We start from the raw sequence: 16,334 nt of genomic DNA, 5'->3' as shown, positions 1-16,334 counted from the left end.
TGCTGGGGAGAGGCGTTTTGAAGGCACTAATTCAACGAGTGAAGCGTGCGAGTGTAGAAGTGGAAAGCGAGGTCGTAGGCAGTATTGATCACGGGCTACTGGCGCTGGTAGGCGTGGAGAAGCAGGATAATGCAGTGGCTGTTGAGAAGCTGCTGCATAAATTGCTCCACTACCGGGTATTCAGCGACGCCGACGGCAAAATGAATCACAACCTGCAGCAGGCGAACGGAGGCTTGCTGCTTGTGTCTCAGTTCACCCTGGCGGCGGATACCCGCAAAGGTCTTAGGCCCAGCTTCTCAAGCGCCGCTCCACCCGCCCAGGGTGAAGAGCTGTTTAACTTGCTGGTTGCCAAGGCGCGCAATGCTTGGCCGCATGTCGCCACCGGTGAGTTTGGCGCTGATATGCAGGTGGCGCTAATCAACGATGGCCCGGTAACGTTTTTGCTCGAAAGCTAGCTGGCCGTCTCTTCGCTGGCGAGCAGCTCGGCTTCCATTGTTTCCAACGCCTCTTCAGCGCTGAGCCACTGCCGCTCTGACTCGTCCAGACGTGCTTTAATCTCCGCTTGCTGACTAAGCGTCTTGGTCAGTTCGGCTTTGCGAGCGCTGTCGGTGTAGAGCGCGGGGTCTGCCAGCACTTGTTCTACCTTATCAAGTTCCTGCTGGGCCTTTTCCATGGCTTTTTCTGCTTGGTCACGCTGCTTTTTAAGCGGGCGCAGTTTTTCGCGCAGCTCGGCGGCCGCTTTACGTGATGCTTTGCGCGCTTCACGGCTGTCGCCGCTGGGCTGTTGGTTCTGGCGCTCGGCTTTTTCACCGCGGGAATCCCGACGGCTCTCTTCCAGGCGCGCTTTAAGCCAAACGCGGTAATCTTCTAAATCGCCGTCGAAAGGCTCGACGCGGTGATCCGCTACCCGCCAAAACTCATCGACCGTGGCGCGCAGCAAGTGACGGTCGTGAGAAACCAGAATCACCGTGCCTTCAAAGCTTGCCAGTGCCTGGGTCAGCGCCTCGCGCATCTCTAAGTCCAGGTGGTTGGTCGGCTCATCGAGCAGTAGCAGGTTGGGTTTTTGCCAAGCGACCAGCGCCAGCGCCAGGCGGGCTTTTTCGCCACCCGAGTAGTTGGCAACTTTGCCGAAGGCGTCGTCGCCCTTAAAACCAAAACCGCCCAGGAAATTGCGGATATCCTGATCGCTGGCGGTGGGTGAGAGGCGCTGCACATGCACAAAGGGCGTCGATGAAACGTCCAGGCTCTCAAGCTGATGCTGAGCAAAGTAGCCAATCGCCAAATGCTCGCCGGGCACGCGCTTGCCATTAAGTAGCTCAAGCTCGCCGGTGAGTGATTTAATGAGCGTCGATTTACCTGCGCCGTTGGGACCTAACAGGCCAATGCGGCTGCCGGGCAGCAAGGTAACGTTGACCTTGTCCAACTGAATGTTGTCGTCACTTCCGTCGCCCTTTTTACCGCGGTAACCTAGCTGCGCCTGATCCAGCACTAGCAGCGGGTGCGAGGTTTTATCGGCGGCAGGCAGCGTGAAGTGGAAAGGGGAGTCCACATGGGCGACGGCGATATCTTCCATGCGCTCAAGCATTTTGACTCGGCTTTGCGCCTGTTTCGCCTTGGTCGCTTGTGCTTTAAAGCGTGCAATAAAGCGCTCGATCTCTTCCCTGCGGGCCTGTTGCTTGGCGGCTTCAGCCTGCTGAAGAGCGAGCTTTTCGGCGCGGGTGCGCTCAAACTGGGAGTAATTGCCGCGGTAAAGCTCCAGCGTTTGGTGATGCATGTGCACGATGTGGTCACATACGGCATCCAAAAAATCGCGGTCGTGGGAAATCAGCAACAGCGTGCCAGGGTAGCGGGTCAGCCATTGCTCCAGCCACAGCAGGGCGTCCAGATCCAGGTGGTTGGTGGGCTCATCCAGTAGCAGAAGATCAGAAGGCATAAACAGCGTACGGGCGAGGTTGACCCGCATCCGCCAGCCGCCGGAAAACGCCGAGAGTGGGCGGCTGAGGTCGGTCTGCACAAAGCCCAGTCCAACCAGCAGTTGCGCTGCTCGCGATTCCGCACGGTAGCCATCCAGGGTTTCGATCAATCCGTGCAGTTCGGCTTCGCGATGGGCTTCACCGGCTTCGCGGGCGGCCAGCAAGTCGGCCTCTGCTTGGCGTAGTGCAACATCGCCATCAAGTACATACTCAATAATGGGGCGATCTAGAGCGTCAACTTCCTGGGCCATATGCGCGATACGCTGGCCGCCGCTCATCTCGACATCACCCTGATCGGGAGCGATTTCGCCCAGCAGTAGTTTGAACAAACTCGATTTGCCGGCGCCGTTTGCCCCGATAATGCCAGCCTTGACCCCGTTATTCAGGGTAACGTCTGCATTGTCGAGTAGCGTTTGCGTGCCGCGTTGCAGGGCGACTTGGCGCAGTGCAATCATGCTTTCTCCCGAAAATAAGTGGGTCATACGATGCTAGAGACTAATGCACTCGATTCTACCCGATTGCAGCGCTTACAGCAGATACCGTTGTGGGATTTTGCCCTGGCGCTTTACGCCAAGCCTGGAGTTGAGACAGCTTGCCTAACGCTGCAAGAGGAGGCCGGGATCGACGTTTGCGAGCTGTTGCTCCATTGCTGGCTATACTCGTGCGGCCTGGAAGCCCTGTCCACGGCGGTCGCTCGCCAGCGTGACCAGCGTCGTCGATGGCAGAGTAGCGTGACGGAAGTGTTGCGGGGGTTACGTCGTGCTTTAAAAGACTCGGCCGCGTCAAGCGAGTCCGTGACAGCACTGCGCGAAATAATTAAGCAGGCCGAACTCATGTCCGAACGTGAGAACCTTCAACGTTGGCAAGCGTGGGCTTTGGAAGTGCAAAACGATGAACGGCGTGTGACTAACATCGTCGAAATGTCGCAAGATCCGGCTAAATGGCTGCGAAAACAGCTTTTTTTAAGCAAAACAGACATGCAGTCAGATCGTGACTTACAGCAACCATCAGCACTGTGTCTGGCGCTACAAACGCTTACTTGCCAGCTTGACCCTCATCAAGGAGCGCGCTAGCCTGAATTTAAGCTGATTTTAAAATACCTAGCGTTATTCACTGGCTAGCACACAATAAGAGGAGTGCCATTGTCTGTTAGAGAACGTGTCTGTTAGTGGACGTTGAGTTGAATAGCGTATAACAGTGTCGTGTTGAGATACGCGTGGATTATCTAGCTTCTTGCGCACTTGTATAGCGCGCTTACCACTGCAAGGGGAACACCGTATGAAGGCAAGCAAACCCGTATTTAATCGTTCTGTAACCACCAAATTAGTCGCAACGGCAAGCGTGGGCGCACTATTGATGGGCATGACGGCTGTCGCGCAAGCGGATAACTGGCGTTACGCTCATGAAGAGTACGAAGGCGACGTACAGGATGTCTTTGCCTATGCTTTTAAAGAGTATATCGAAGAGAATTCCGATCACACGGTTCAGGTTTACCGCTTTGGCGAGCTGGGCGAGTCTGACGATATTATGGAGCAGACGCAGAACGGTATTCTGCAGTTTGTGAACCAGTCGCCCGGGTTTACCGGTGCACTGATTCCTGAAGCGCAAATTTTTTTCATTCCTTACCTGCTGCCGACCGATGAAGAGACCGTACTAACGTTCTTCGAGGAAAGTGATGCGATTAATGAAATTTTTCCGGAGCTTTATGCCGAGCAAGGCCTTGAGCTGCTGAAAATGTATCCAGAAGGCGAAATGGTCATTACGACCAATGAGCCGTTCTCTTCGCCGGAAGGGCTGGATAACAAGAAAATCCGCACCATGACTAATCCGCTACTAACGGAGACTTACGACGCCTTTGGTGCGACGCCAACGCCGCTTCCGTGGGGCGAAGTATATGGCGGTCTGCAGACCGGTATTATTGATGGCCAAGAGAACCCGATTTTCTGGATTGAGTCCGGTGGTTTGTATGAGGTGTCTCCGCACCTAACGTTTACTGGTCACGGCTGGTTCACTACCGCGATGATGGCGAACCAGGACTTCTATTCAGACCTATCTGAAGAAGATCAGACCCTGGTTCAAGAAGCCTCACAAGCGGCTTACGACCACACTATTGAACATATCCAAGGGTTGGCTGAAGAGTCGTTAGCGAAAATTCAGGAAGCGTCTGATGAAGTGACCGTAACGCGTCTGAATGAAGAGCAAATTCAAGCGTTCCGTGACCGCGCTCCTCAGGTTGAAGAAGCCTTCCTGGAAATGACCGGTGAAGATGGTAAAAAGCTGCTTGAGCAGTTTAAAGCCGACCTTGAAGCCGTAAGCAACGAGTAATCATCCTTCAGGCCTTGAAGGCTAGTGGGAGATTACCCAAGGGGGGGGCAGCCAAGGCTGCCCTTTTTTTGTGCTAAGGCGCTAATGGTTGGTTATTTGCCTTAGGTTTTAACAATGTTGCCGTTAGGTTACGTACATCTAGCGTTGAACCACCCGCGGCGGCATGCCGTTACGCTATATTCACTGTGCCTAGGCATATAACTGATGCCGTTAGAGCCGTTAGAAAGGAGTCCGGCCATGACCGATGAAGAGATGGAAAAGAGTTATCGCTCCGGCTTGCCGGGAGTATTGGGTGTGATCGACACTGCAATTAGCAAAATGGAAGCCGTGATCCTGGCGATGGGCGTTTTGCTAATGGCGCTGAATACGGTCACCAACGTCGTCGCCCGTTTTGTATTTGGCAATAGCATCATGTTTTCCGGTGAGTTAAACCGGATTTTGATTATCATGATTACCTTTGCGGGTATAGGCTATGCAGCCCGTCATGGTCGCCATATTCGCATGTCGGCTATCTACGATGCGCTGCCGGTAGGTGGGCGCAGAGTGCTAATGATCTGCATTGCGCTGTTCACATCGCTAGTGATGTTTTTTCTGCTCTACTATTCGGTTGTTTATATCCTCGATCTATATAGCAAAGGGCGTGTACTGCCTTCCATGGGCTTACCGATCTGGATTATCTATATTTGGGTACCGATCGGCTTTTTGATTACCGGTATTCAATACCTGCTGACTGCCGTTAAAAACTTCACCTCTCACGATGTGTATCTCTCGACGGGTGTGGTGGATGGTTACAAAGACACCGAAACTGAAGTCTGATGCAAGGCACTGCACTCTAGGGGAATAGCTATGACGACAATAATGGTCTCCACCATGATTGCCCTGCTGTTGCTGGGCTTTCCTATGATGATCCCGTTGATTACCGCTGCGGTAATTGGCTTCTACATGATGTTTAACGGCTTCGGTCAGATGGATACGCTTATCCAGCAGATGATGGCGGGGATACGACCTGCTTCACTGATTGCCGTGCCGATGTTTATTCTTGCTGCCGACATCATGACCCGCGGGCAATCCGCGAACCGCTTAATTGATATGGTGATGTCGTTTATCGGTCATATCAAAGGTGGTTTGGCGGTGAGCACCGCAGCGTCATGTACGCTGTTCGGCGCAGTGTCGGGCTCTACCCAGGCAACGGTAGTGGCCGTGGGTTCACCATTGCGCCCCAAAATGCTCAAAGCGGGCTATTCTGACTCTTTTACCCTCGCACTGATCATTAATGCCAGCGACATCGCGTTTTTGATTCCCCCCAGTATCGGCATGATTATTTATGGGGTTATCTCGGGTACATCAATCGGTGAGCTGTTTATTGCTGGGATTGGTCCTGGCTTAATGATCCTAGTGATGTTTTCGGCTTACAGTATTATTTACGCCATCGTAAAAGACGTACCCACCGAACCCAAATCAAGTTGGAAACAGCGTGCCGTGGCTGTACAGCAAGCGCTGTGGCCGCTCGGTTTCCCGGTGATTATTGTCGGTGGTATTTATGGCGGTATCTTCAGCCCTACAGAAGCCGCTGCGGCCTGTGTGCTGTATGCCGTTTTGCTAGAATTTGTGGTCTTCCGCTCGCTCAAAATGCACGACATTTATGCCATTGCAAAATCAACCGGCTTGATCACCGCGGTGGTATTTATTCTGGTGGCCGTCGGCAATGGTTTCTCGTGGATTATTTCGTTTGCTCAGATTCCACAGATGATCTTGGAGAGCGTGGGGGTCAATGATGCTGGGCCGACGGGCGTGCTAATAGCTATCTGTATCTCCTTCTTTGTGGCGTGCATGTTCGTTGACCCTATTGTGGTCATCCTGGTGCTAACACCGATTTTCGCACCAGCCATTGCCGCAACAGGCTTAGACCCCGTGCTGGTGGGTATTTTGATAACTTTGCAGGTGGCGATAGGTTCGGCAACGCCCCCCTTTGGGTGCGATATTTTTACCGCGATTGCGATTTTCAAGCGCCCCTATTGGGATGTCATCAAAGGAACACCGCCGTTTATTTTCATGCTGATTTTAGCGGCCGCCCTATTGATCATGTTCCCGCAAATTGCGCTGTTCCTGCGCGATGTCGCCTTCCGCTAAACAGCCACAAGGAGTACGCGAATGTTTAATCGCATATTAGTCCCGGTGGATGGCTCGAAAGGCGCCTTGAGGGCGCTGGAGAAGGCGGTGGGTTTGCATATGCTAACGGGCGCCGAGCTTTATCTGCTGTGTGTGTTCAAACACCACAGCCTGTTGGAAGCCTCGCTCTCCATGGTGAGGCCCAATCAGTTGGATATTCCTGACGATGCGTTAAAGGAGTACGCCACCGAGATAGCGGTGCATGCAAAGTCCCATGCCATTGAGCTGGGGGCCGATGGCTCCCGCGTGCGCGCCTTTGTGAAAGGCGGGCGCCCCTCGCGGATTATTGTGCGCTTTGCCCGTAAGCGGGAGTGCGATCTCATCGTGATCGGCGCCCAGGGTACCAACGGCGAAAAGAATCCGCTGCTAGGTAGTGTCTCTCAGCGCGTTGCTGGCGCGGCTCACTGCCCCACGCTGGTCGTCTAAATCTGCTAAACCTCTTTCTTATTTTGTGGTCTTATTAGCACCCACCACCCCAAAGATGCAGCTCGGGGCGGTGGGTGTTAGTCTTTAAGTGATACTGATTGGCGTTCGGCGCCGCGATAAAAAGGATGTTTCATGAAATTACTACTTTCTACAACGGCTCTGACAGGTTTGCTATTGGTTGCCCCTTTTGCAGCGGCAGCGCCAGAAACAGATGAACAGCGATTAGCGTATAGCCTGGGTGTCACCCTGGGTGAAAGCATGCAGGCGGACATCGAAGACCTCGACTTAGATGCGTTTAACGACGGCATGAGCGATGTTTTTGAAGGCAATGACTTGGCGTTGACAGAAGAAGAGATGACGCAGGCGCTCATGGCCTTCCAAGAGCAATCAATGCAAGCGCGGGCAGCGGAAGCTGAGGAAATCGCTCAGAACAATCTCGAAGAGGGTGAAGCTTTCCTCGCTGAGAACGCTGAACGCGAAGAAGTTACCGTAACGGAGTCTGGCCTTCAGTATGAAGTGCTTGAGTCGGGCGATGGCGCGACACCGGGCCCTGAGGACACCGTCGAAGTGAACTACGAAGGCATGCTGTTAGACGGCACCGTATTCGATAGCTCTTTTGAGCGTGGCGAATCGGTCAGTTTTCAGACTAACCAAGTGATTGAAGGTTGGCAGGAAGCGCTACAGATGATGAGCGTTGGCGATAGCTGGATGTTATATATCCCCGCTGACATTGCTTACGGCGAAAATGGTCAAGGGCCTATCGGTCCTAATGAAGTGCTGACGTTCCGTGTTGAATTGTTAGGCATCGAATAAGCGATGTCATTAGCGCCTCCCTACTTGATGCACAAGCTTGCTTACGCGCTGTTTTGTGTTGGCGTATGTATGCCGCTTATCGCGCAAGCCGAAACGGACAGCGAGCCCGAGGATTTACCTGCCTTGGGCGCTGCTCCAGAGCAAGCAAGCGTTGTAGGCGTGTCGTCAGGCGGCTATATGGCGACGCAGCTTGTGGTAGCTTGGCCTGAGCGGTTTAGTGGTCTTGGGGTGCTGGCGGCTGGGCCTTGGAGCTGTGCACAAGGCTCGCTGAGTTTGGCGCTGAATCAATGCATGATGACTCGCCGCGGTGCACCTTCATTAGATGAATTGGAGGGGCGTTATGATCGCTATAGAGCGCTTGAACAGGTCGGCAGCACAGAAGCCCTTAGCCAGCTTCGAACCTATTTGTGGCACGGTGAAGAGGATGAGGTGGTTGAACCGCTGCTAGGCGACCTTCTCGCTGAGCAGTGGACGAACTGGCTTGCTTCCCCCGACCAGTTGAGAGTTGCGCGCAGCGAAAATGCTGGGCATGGCTGGCCGGTACGCCTACCGAACGATGCATCACCTGGCCCAGAAGAGTGGGGTGATTGTCGCCAGGGGGGAGGGAGTTATGTGCTGTCCTGCGATGAAGATATCGCCGGTGAGATGATGAACTGGCTCTATCCTGAGCGTGAGATACGCAGTGGTGGCGAGCAAGGCGCTCAATTAACCGCCTTTGATCAGTCTGAGTTCGCAGTAAAAGGCTTCGCCGATACGGGCTATGTCTTTATTCCCGAAGGCTGTAAGGCTGGCGAGTGCCCGGTAACGCTAGCGCTTCACGGCTGCCAAATGAACGCAGAGGCGATTGGCGAGACGTTTGTGCGTTACACCGGGCTAAACGCCTGGGCGTCAGATCACCAGCAAATTGTGCTTTATCCCCAGGCAGAAAGCAGCATGGCGAACCCGAAGGGTTGTTGGGACTGGTGGGGATTTGCTGAAAGTACGTGGCAACTAAGCCCCCAGCACGATACCCGTAATGGGACTCAAATAGGGGCGTTAATGGCGATGCTGGATCGTTTGCAAGCCGCTCCCGAGAGCGCATCGCCAGAGTGAGCAGTCCATCCTTTGTCCGTGATTAGCTGCCCAGCTCGCTCTCCAGCGCTGAGACTAAACCGTGAGGCGTTGGCGAGTAGAGCACTCGCTGAAGAATTTCGCCCTCGCGGTTAACTAAAAAAAGCGAGGTGCTGTGGTCAATGGTATATGCCATGGCTGAATCCGGCGCTTCGACTTTTCGCCATATCACGCCATAGCGCGACGCAACATCCTCTAGCTGTTCCTGGCTGCCCACTGCACCGATGAACTCTTCGCCAAAAAAGGCCATGTACTCCTGCATACGCTCGATAGTGTCGCGTTCAGGGTCAACGGTAATCATCACCGGTACTACACGCTCGCGCTGTGCATCCGAGAGCTGGGCGAGCGCTTGGCGTTTGACCGACTGTGTCATAGGACATATATCGGGGCAGTACGTATACCCAAACGACAAGATGGCTAGTTGATCGTCATCCAATTGGGTTAACGAAAAATCACCCTGGGTAGAGGGCATTTCGACTGGTCCGCCCACAGGGTCATCATTGTGGGGGGCTAAAGCGTATTGATAGAGGCCGATGCCGCTGATCACGATTAATACTGCAGCGACTCCAGCGCTCAGCCATAACGGTTTACGGGCCATATGCGTTAACTCCGAATGACGTCAAAATCAAACCAACTGCCGACTTTCCCCTCAGCGGTGTCCAGTATGACACGCGCTCGCCAGGGCATAACGCTTTGCGTACAAATTCCCACTTGGCCTTGACCTTTAAAATGGCCGGGCGCGCCAGCGCTAAGGGCAAAGCGGTGTAATCCCAAATCCATATCCCGACCAATAAAGTCGACGTCAACCTGAGTGGCAGTGACGCCATCGACCTCGACTTCCAGTGGTAATATCTCTAATGCATCAATCCGTCCATCCGCTTGAATGTACAGGGTAATGCGGCCCTTATCGCCTAACGTGGCAGAACAAGGCGCTGCATGTAGGTTGCAGCTTGAAGCGGGCGGAAACCAGGTCACATCACTGTCGCGGTGCAGCCAATGGGCAAAGGCGTACCATGCACAGGCAGCCAGCGCTAAACCAGTGACCAGTATCAGTACCCTTAAGACGGGGAAGCCCGCCGGGTGTGCAGGTTTTGACATCATCTTCATGGCAGAATAATCGCTACGCAAGCCGTGAGGCGGGGTGTAATCGCCATGTTAACAGTAATCGAGCCGATATCGCTGTGCTGGGATGTCGCAGGCAAAAGGGACGCAAATGGAGAGTATCACCGGCGCTTTAGGCCCACTGTTTCTATTGATCTTACTGGGCGGCGTTCTCGGCTATTGGCGCTGGCCCAGCGACATCTTCTGGCCGCAGATAGAGCGGCTAATCTATTTTGTGCTGTTTCCCGCCATGCTGGTCGGAACGTTGGCGACTGCCGATGTGAGCCAGGTGCCAGTCGGCCGTTTAGCGATGGTGCTGCTAGGCGCAATGGTATTGTTTGGCTTACTGCTCTGGCGTTTTCGGAGCTGGTTACAACTTACGCCCGCGGCGTTTACCTCGGTGTTTCAAGGCGCGGTACGCTTTAATACCTATGTGGGCGTTGCCGGCGCCGCTGCGCTACACGGCAGCCTGGGGGCGACGACGGCCGCAGTCGCTGTGGCACTGATGGTACCGGTGGTGAACGTGATGTGTGTGGCTAGCTTTGTGGCCGCTGGCACGTTAGGCGGCGCTAGCGTGGCTAAAAGCGCAATGGCGCTGATTAAAAATCCGCTAATTCTGGCCTGCCTTGCGGGTATCGCCCTTAATCTCTCTGGGGTCGGCTTACCCGGTTGGAGTCAGGATACCGTGGAGTTACTGGGTCGCGCGGCTTTACCGCTAGGTTTGGTGGCTGTTGGTGTGGCGCTGCGTCCAGCAGCGCTGTTACGGGTCGACCGCGGTGTGCTGGCCACTAACAGCGTAAAACTGGTATTCATGCCCGCGCTAGTGCTGCTCTTGGCCTGGGTGTTGCAGCTTGACCCTGTTAGTCGCGATGTGGCGCTGCTGTTTGCCGCCCTACCTACCGCAACCTCTGCTTATATTTTAGCCCGCCAACTTGGCGGCGATGCCGAACTAATGGCGGCTATTATTACCGGACAAACCCTGCTGGCAATTTTGACGCTGCCCCTTTGGCTGCAGTTGGTTAGCTAAATAGAAGGTTGGGAAAAGCTAAATAAAAAATATTCGTATTTGTATTGACGAGGTAAATGAGAATGATTATAGTGTGATTGTCAGCGTTTGATGAGACGTTGGCAACCAAGACAGCTGTTGATTTAAGAATCAACGCCAATTTACTGTCATGGTTTCTCCCTCTCATTGCTAGTCACGGTCTTTTTTGCCGCTCCCTTGGAGCGGCTTTCTTTTTTCTAGCTTCTTCACATTAAGCCCGCGCGCCTTCGCCCCGCTGAATAGATGCTGCTCGAGTTACTCCTGTCGCCTATGCTGTCCCAGAGACAACGTTAAGTTCCTACGGAGAACTGAGCCATGCGCATCGCCGTGTTTAGTGCCAAGCCCTATGATCGTACCTTTCTTACCCGCGCCAATGCGGCAGAGCGACACTCCTTAAGCTTCTTCGATGCGCGCCTGACGGTAGACACCGCACCCTTGGCCCAGGGCTTTGACGGGGTATGCGCCTTCGTTAATGATTGCCTTGTTGCCACCGTGTTAGAGCAACTGCACGGTGGCGGCACACGCTTAGTGGCGCTGCGTTCAGCGGGCTTTAACCATGTCGATCTAGCGGCTGCCGACCGATTAGGCATGACGGTTGTGCGGGTGCCTGCCTATTCGCCCCATGCCGTTGCAGAGCACGCAGTCGCCCTGGTGTTGAGCCTAAACCGCATGACCTATCGCGCCTATAACCGCGTGCGTGAGGGTAACTTCGCCCTGGACGGCCTGCTGGGTTTTGATCTGTACGGTAAAACCGTAGGCGTGATAGGCACCGGGCAAATTGGCTTGATCTTTGCCGATATCATGCATGGCTTTGGCTGTCGGGTAGTGGCCAGCGATCCTTTCCCCAATCCGCAGGCAAAGCCGTTTTTAGAATACGTAACGCTAGCCACGCTGTATGCCAGCGCCGACATCATTTCGCTGCACTGCCCGTTAACGCCTGAGACTAATCATTTGATTGATGCCGAGGCCATCGCGCAAATGAAGGACGACGTGATGATTATCAACACCGGTCGAGGAAGAGTGGTCGATACCCAAGCGGTCATCGCTGGTCTGAAAAGCGGCAAAATCGGCCGCTTAGGGTTGGATGTCTACGAAGAGGAAGAGAAGCTGTTCTTCGAAGACCTGTCCCACGGCGTGATCGATGATGATCAGTTTATGCGGCTAACGACCTTTCATAATGTGCTGATCACTGGCCATCAGGCGTTTTTCACGACCGAAGCGCTAACCAATATCGCCGAGACCACGCTGGCAAATATCGATGCTTTTGAAAGCGGAGAAGGAGAGATTCATACGGTAGCTGTCGCTTGATAAGTCTCGTCCAAATAACACCGCGACGGTTTGATGCAGACCGTCGCGAGCCTAGTGATGATCACTCTATAAGCAGAGCTAAATAAGCCGAGCGCTTTACCCTTCCCGCTGATAAATCAGATCCCACACGCCGTGACCTAGCTTTTCTCCGCGGGCTTCAAACTTGGTCAATGGGCGGAAGGCCGGGCGTGGCACATACGGGGTGGTTTCTTCGCTGGCAGTATTGGCGTAGCCGGGCGCGGCTTCCATTACCTCGGCCATCCACTCCGCGTAGGCTTCCCAGTCTGTCGCCATATGGAAAGTGCCGCCGGGCATCAGGCGAGTGCGGATCAGCTCAACAAAGGCAGGCTGCACGATACGCCGTTTGTGGTGCTTCTTCTTCGGCCAAGGGTCGGGGAAGAACAGCTGCAGCGTGGTCAGCGAGCCTTCAGGAAGGCACTGTTCGAGCACTGCCAGGGCATCCTCGCGGTAAACGCGCAGGTTGGTGAGGCCCCGCTTATCGACTTCATCGAGCAATTTTCCAACGCCAGGGGCGTGGACTTCAATGCCGATAAAGTCGGTATCCGGATGGGTTTCAGCCTGTTCTATCAGCGAGTTGCCCATGCCAAAGCCGATTTCTACCACCCGCGGTGCCTGACGGCCAAACAGAGCGTCCAGGTCTTGACGACCATCGGCGATGGTCAGGCCAAAACGCGGCCAGATATCTTCCAGGCCCCGGTTTTGCGCCTGGGTCATACGACCCGCGCGGATCACGTAGCTTTTAATGCCGCGGCGGTGCAGCGGTGCGTCCTGGCTTTCAGGGGCGGTGGTGGCACTGCTGTCGGTGCTGCTTGGGTGCACAGGGGTATTAGGTTCAGTCATGGGGTCTCGAATCAATTAACCGTTAATACGGCCAGCAAAAGGTGAAGAAGGGTCGGCGGATTGACGACGCGCCATGCGGCCGGCTAAAAACGCATCGCGCCCGGCTTCGACAGCCAGCTTCATGGCGTTAGCCATGCGCAGCGGCTCGCGGGCGTGGGCAATGGCGGTATTGAGCAGCACGCCGTCGCAGCCTAGTTCCATGGCCATGGCGGCGTCTGACGCCGTACCAATGCCTGCATCCACTAATACCGGTACCTTGCTCTGTTCAACGATCAAACGCACGTTGTGTGGGTTCTGAATACCGTGGCCCGAGCCAATCAACGAGCCAAGCGGCATGATGGCGCAGCAGCCCATGGCTTCTAATTCGCGTGCCACAATAGGGTCGTCGCTGGTGTACACCATGACGTCAAAGCCGTCAGCAAGCAGCGTTTCAGCGGCTTTTAGCGTCTCGACCACATTGGGGTAAAGCGTGTGATCGTCGCCGAGCACTTCCAGCTTGACCAGATTGTGGCCGTCGAGCAGCTCGCGGGCCAACCGGCAGGTGCGCACGGCATCTTTAGCGGTATAACAGCCGGCGGTGTTGGGCAGCAGGGTATAGCGCTCCGGCGAGATAACGTCCAGTAAGTTGGGCGCTCCAGCGTCCTGGCCTAAGTTGGTACGGCGCACGGCAAAGGTCACGATCTCTGCGCCGCTCTGGGCAATGGCGGCGCCGGTTTCGGTAAAGTCTTTGTATTTGCCAGTGCCTACCAGCAGGCGCGAATGAAAATCGCGTCCGGCAATGGTGAGCGGCGTATCAGTTAGCGGTTCATGCGTTAATTGGGTCATAGTATTTCCTCTAGCCACCGCCAATCGCGTGAACCACTTCCACGTGGTCGCCATCGGCCAAGTGGGTGTCGGCGTGTTGGCTGCGGGGGACAATCTCTTCGTTAATTTCCACGGCAATACGACGACCACTAAGACCCAGTTGTTCCACCAGGTCGGCGGCGGTTAGGCCGGTGGACAGTGTATGCGGTTCACCGTTTAGACGTATCTGTATAGACATAATAGGGCGCGTCTCATTCGTCATGGCAGTTCGTTCTCTATTGTAGCGGTTTAGCGCCGCGCAAGGTACGCCGTGGGTATAATCATCGCGATGGGCGTAGCGAAATTGAGAGCAGGAAATGGAAGCAGGAGAGCAGTGTGCAACAAACAGATAAAGTGTGGTGGTGTATAGCGGCGTTGTCAGGCGCCATGATGGTGATGCTGGGCGCCTATGCGGCACACGGCCTGGCGGCGCGCACCACCGAGGCCATGGTGAGTGCCGTCGAAACCGGCGTGCGTTACCAGGCGTGGCACACCCTAGCCATTATGATGGTACTGGTGTGGCGCCGAGTACATCCGCTGGCGGGACAGCGTTGGGTGCTGGCGCTGTGGGCACTGGGAGTTGTGTGCTTTTCCGGCTCGCTCTACTTAGTGGCCTTGGCGGGACTAAGCCTCGGCATGGTGACGCCCATTGGCGGCGTTTTGTTAATGGCTGGGTGGCTGGCGCTTGCTGTCGTCGCACTGATAGCCAAGCAGTAGGCATCTTGGTAGGCCAAATATTCGCGTGGCTGTTGTTGCCGTCAGTCCGGCGGCGCGTGTTTTGATGGCGCTAAGTGAGCGGGCACGTCGATATCCATCAGCGTACCCACATCCTGCACGTGATACTCACGGTAGTGCGAGGCGTTATTGCGAATAATGTCTTTGGCCCCCGCATGGCCATTTAGCGTTGCAAGGGCGGGCCAAAGCGTACGCCCAAATATAACCGGATGCCCAGGCGTGCCTTCATGGCAGGGACGCACGATGGTGTCTCGAGTGGCTAGCCGCTGTAACGACAGCAGCGTCTGCTGCTGAATCCAGGGCATATCGCCCAATAAAATCGCGACTGCCTCGACGCTATTCAGGCGGGCATCGTGGCTAAGCGCGGCCACCGCCTCGGCGAGGCTTGCCCCTAACCCCTGATTCGCCTGATGAAGCCGAATCAAGGGCGTGCTTTCTGCAAGGCCTAGCAGGGGCGCATCATCCTCTTCGCGGATCGCCACGCGCAATAAAGGAAAGGCTTGCTCGGCATTCGCGACACAGGCTGCCAACAGCGGGCGTCCGTCGGTTAATGACGCGCAGCGCTTGTCATCCTCACCAAATCGGCGTGAGAACCCAGCCGCCATCACCAGGGCGACGAGCTTGCTAGAGCTCATGGAGTGCTTTTCCGTATTGGACTCTGACGATATCCGCCATAATCGCGAGGGCAATTTCCGCTGGGGACATGCTGCCAAGTGCTAAACCAATCGGCATATGCAGTCGGTCGACTTGCTCTTCGGTCAGCCCACCTGAGCGAATCAGCCGCTCAGCGCGCGCAGTGGATGTGCGCTTTGAACCCATGACGCCTATATAGAAGGCAGGTGTACGCACCGCTTCCATCATCGCCAGGTCGTCAATACGTGGATCATGAGTGAGCGCCACAATGGCTGTGGCCGCGTGGCAGCCGTTGCCGGCAATGTACAGGGAAGGCAGTTGCGCCTTGACCGTGACCCCTGGAACATCAAACGCCTGGCAGGCGGCTTCGTCGGGGTCGCAGACAATCACCTCGAACCCTAACGTGACAGCAAACGAGGCGCAGGCGCTGGAAACGGGCGAAATGCCGGCAATGATCAGCCGCCGTGCGGGCGCGAGTCGCATTTTTAGCCGGTTCGGCGCGCCCTCTTCACTGGGCCAGACCACGCGCGGCCCCAATGTCGTGTCGTCGGTAAAGTGTCGGGTGCCAGCGTGAATATCGACATGGCGCATCAACTGGCGGTGTCCTTCAAGCGTCGCCTTCAGCGTGCCAAGGTGCTCGTGTATATCCGGCGTGGCAGGCAGTCGTTCAACCAGCACTTCCAGAATGCCGCCACAGGGCAGCGTGATATGCCCACCCTGAGCATCGTCTACATCGCCGTAGCGTATAACGACCGCTGGTTCTTCAAACTTCCCCTCGGCTAGGCGTTTGATGAAATCATCCTCCACACAGCCGCCGGACAGCGACCCCATGTGCTTACCATCGCTGGTCACCGCCATCCAGGCGCCGGGTGCGCGGGGCGATGAGCCAAACGTGGCGAGTACCGTGCACAGCCAGACCGTTTCACCCGCCTGGGACCAGGTAAGCGCTTGATCTATCACCTGCAAGTCCAAGTGTTGCATTTCAAACGTTT

At 55.3% G+C, this 16,334-nt stretch carries 19 protein-coding genes; 11 read left to right on the top strand and 8 right to left on the bottom strand.

What is annotated here, in order from left to right; all coding sequences use genetic code 11:
- The first annotated feature begins 17 nt into the window (after positions 1-17).
- Positions 18-455, top strand: coding sequence for a D-aminoacyl-tRNA deacylase (gene dtd / locus AC5TBW_RS18655; protein ID WP_495509990.1), 438 nt, complete (start codon positions 18-20; stop codon positions 453-455).
- On the opposite strand, the gene AC5TBW_RS18650 is transcribed toward dtd, so the two are convergent.
- Positions 452-2,428 carry an ATP-binding cassette domain-containing protein gene (locus AC5TBW_RS18650; protein ID WP_495509989.1) on the bottom strand — a complete coding sequence of 659 codons (1,977 nt, stop codon included), beginning with the start codon at positions 2,426-2,428 and terminating at the stop codon, positions 452-454. The two genes, dtd and AC5TBW_RS18650, sit on opposite strands and share 4 nt — an antisense overlap.
- A gap of 30 nt (positions 2,429-2,458) precedes the next feature.
- On the opposite strand from AC5TBW_RS18650, the gene AC5TBW_RS18645 reads away from it, so the two are divergent.
- The 7 genes from AC5TBW_RS18645 to AC5TBW_RS18615 all read left to right on the top strand — a co-directional run bounded on the left by AC5TBW_RS18645 (position 2,459) and on the right by AC5TBW_RS18615 (position 8,798).
- On the top strand, positions 2,459-3,046 hold the full coding sequence (locus AC5TBW_RS18645; protein ID WP_495509988.1) for a TIGR02444 family protein: 588 nt from the start codon (positions 2,459-2,461) through the stop codon (positions 3,044-3,046).
- A gap of 205 nt (positions 3,047-3,251) precedes the next feature.
- A complete protein-coding gene (locus AC5TBW_RS18640; protein ID WP_495509987.1) occupies positions 3,252-4,298 on the top strand; it encodes a TRAP transporter substrate-binding protein in 1,047 nt (348 codons plus the stop codon).
- A 237-nt stretch (positions 4,299-4,535) separates the two neighbouring features.
- On the top strand, positions 4,536-5,114 hold the full coding sequence (locus AC5TBW_RS18635) for a TRAP transporter small permease (RefSeq protein WP_495509986.1): 579 nt from the start codon (positions 4,536-4,538) through the stop codon (positions 5,112-5,114).
- A gap of 30 nt (positions 5,115-5,144) precedes the next feature.
- Positions 5,145-6,428, top strand: a complete 1,284-nt coding sequence (locus AC5TBW_RS18630; protein WP_495509985.1) for a TRAP transporter large permease — start codon at positions 5,145-5,147, stop codon at positions 6,426-6,428.
- Between the two features lie 21 nt (positions 6,429-6,449).
- The gene (locus tag AC5TBW_RS18625) at positions 6,450-6,893 is read left to right on the top strand and encodes a universal stress protein (protein WP_240718368.1); all 444 of its coding nucleotides are present in this window, start codon (positions 6,450-6,452) and stop codon (positions 6,891-6,893) included.
- Between the two features lie 132 nt (positions 6,894-7,025).
- The gene (bamJ, locus tag AC5TBW_RS18620; RefSeq protein ID WP_495509984.1) at positions 7,026-7,706 is read left to right on the top strand and encodes a BamJ family beta-barrel-assembly machinery protein; all 681 of its coding nucleotides are present in this window, start codon (positions 7,026-7,028) and stop codon (positions 7,704-7,706) included.
- 3 nt (positions 7,707-7,709) lie between these two features.
- Entirely contained in the window at positions 7,710-8,798 is a 1,089-nt protein-coding gene (locus AC5TBW_RS18615) for an alpha/beta fold hydrolase (protein WP_495509983.1), read from the top strand.
- A 22-nt stretch (positions 8,799-8,820) separates the two neighbouring features.
- Here AC5TBW_RS18615 and AC5TBW_RS18610 read toward each other — a convergent pair whose 3' ends face one another.
- Both AC5TBW_RS18610 and AC5TBW_RS18605 read right to left on the bottom strand, forming a co-directional pair.
- Positions 8,821-9,414, bottom strand: a complete 594-nt coding sequence (locus tag AC5TBW_RS18610; RefSeq protein ID WP_495509982.1) for an SCO family protein — start codon at positions 9,412-9,414, stop codon at positions 8,821-8,823.
- Between the two features lie 5 nt (positions 9,415-9,419).
- Entirely contained in the window at positions 9,420-9,923 is a 504-nt protein-coding gene (locus AC5TBW_RS18605; RefSeq protein ID WP_495509981.1) for a hypothetical protein, read from the bottom strand.
- Positions 9,924-10,029: 106 nt separating this feature from the next.
- On the opposite strand from AC5TBW_RS18605, the gene AC5TBW_RS18600 reads away from it, so the two are divergent.
- A complete protein-coding gene (locus AC5TBW_RS18600; protein ID WP_495509980.1) occupies positions 10,030-10,944 on the top strand; it encodes an AEC family transporter in 915 nt (304 codons plus the stop codon).
- 333 nt (positions 10,945-11,277) lie between these two features.
- A complete protein-coding gene (locus AC5TBW_RS18595; RefSeq protein ID WP_495509979.1) occupies positions 11,278-12,270 on the top strand; it encodes a 2-hydroxyacid dehydrogenase in 993 nt (330 codons plus the stop codon).
- Positions 12,271-12,366: 96 nt separating this feature from the next.
- Here the strand turns inward: AC5TBW_RS18595 and trmB are convergent, their stop codons facing one another.
- The 3 genes from trmB to thiS are packed head-to-tail and all read right to left on the bottom strand — an operon-like array spanning position 12,367 to position 14,173.
- Positions 12,367-13,131 carry a tRNA (guanosine(46)-N7)-methyltransferase TrmB gene (gene trmB / locus AC5TBW_RS18590; RefSeq protein WP_495509978.1) on the bottom strand — a complete coding sequence of 255 codons (765 nt, stop codon included), beginning with the start codon at positions 13,129-13,131 and terminating at the stop codon, positions 12,367-12,369.
- Positions 13,132-13,146: 15 nt separating this feature from the next.
- Positions 13,147-13,956: a thiazole synthase gene (locus tag AC5TBW_RS18585; protein WP_495509977.1), complete on the bottom strand. Its 810-nt coding sequence runs from the start codon at positions 13,954-13,956 to the stop codon at positions 13,147-13,149.
- A gap of 10 nt (positions 13,957-13,966) precedes the next feature.
- The gene (gene thiS, locus AC5TBW_RS18580; protein WP_035555041.1) at positions 13,967-14,173 is read right to left on the bottom strand and encodes a sulfur carrier protein ThiS; all 207 of its coding nucleotides are present in this window, start codon (positions 14,171-14,173) and stop codon (positions 13,967-13,969) included.
- A 137-nt stretch (positions 14,174-14,310) separates the two neighbouring features.
- Between thiS and AC5TBW_RS18575 the strand changes: the two genes are divergently transcribed.
- Positions 14,311-14,691: a DUF423 domain-containing protein gene (locus AC5TBW_RS18575; protein ID WP_495509976.1), complete on the top strand. Its 381-nt coding sequence runs from the start codon at positions 14,311-14,313 to the stop codon at positions 14,689-14,691.
- Positions 14,692-14,732: 41 nt separating this feature from the next.
- On the opposite strand, the gene AC5TBW_RS18570 is transcribed toward AC5TBW_RS18575, so the two are convergent.
- Together AC5TBW_RS18570 and AC5TBW_RS18565 are read right to left on the bottom strand one after the other, a co-directional pair.
- Positions 14,733-15,344 (bottom strand): nucleotidyltransferase family protein, encoded by a 612-nt coding sequence (locus AC5TBW_RS18570; RefSeq protein WP_495509975.1) that lies wholly within the window; start codon positions 15,342-15,344, stop codon positions 14,733-14,735.
- Positions 15,334-16,323 (bottom strand): XdhC family protein, encoded by a 990-nt coding sequence (locus AC5TBW_RS18565; protein WP_495509974.1) that lies wholly within the window; start codon positions 16,321-16,323, stop codon positions 15,334-15,336. The genes AC5TBW_RS18570 and AC5TBW_RS18565 overlap by 11 nt, the downstream gene beginning before the upstream one ends.
- Between the last annotated feature and the right edge of the window lie 11 nt (positions 16,324-16,334).

The organism is Vreelandella sp. ssv, from assembly GCF_059448525.1.
The sequence above is the reverse complement of the archived record's forward strand: the minus strand, read 5'-3'. Positions and strand labels throughout refer to the sequence as shown.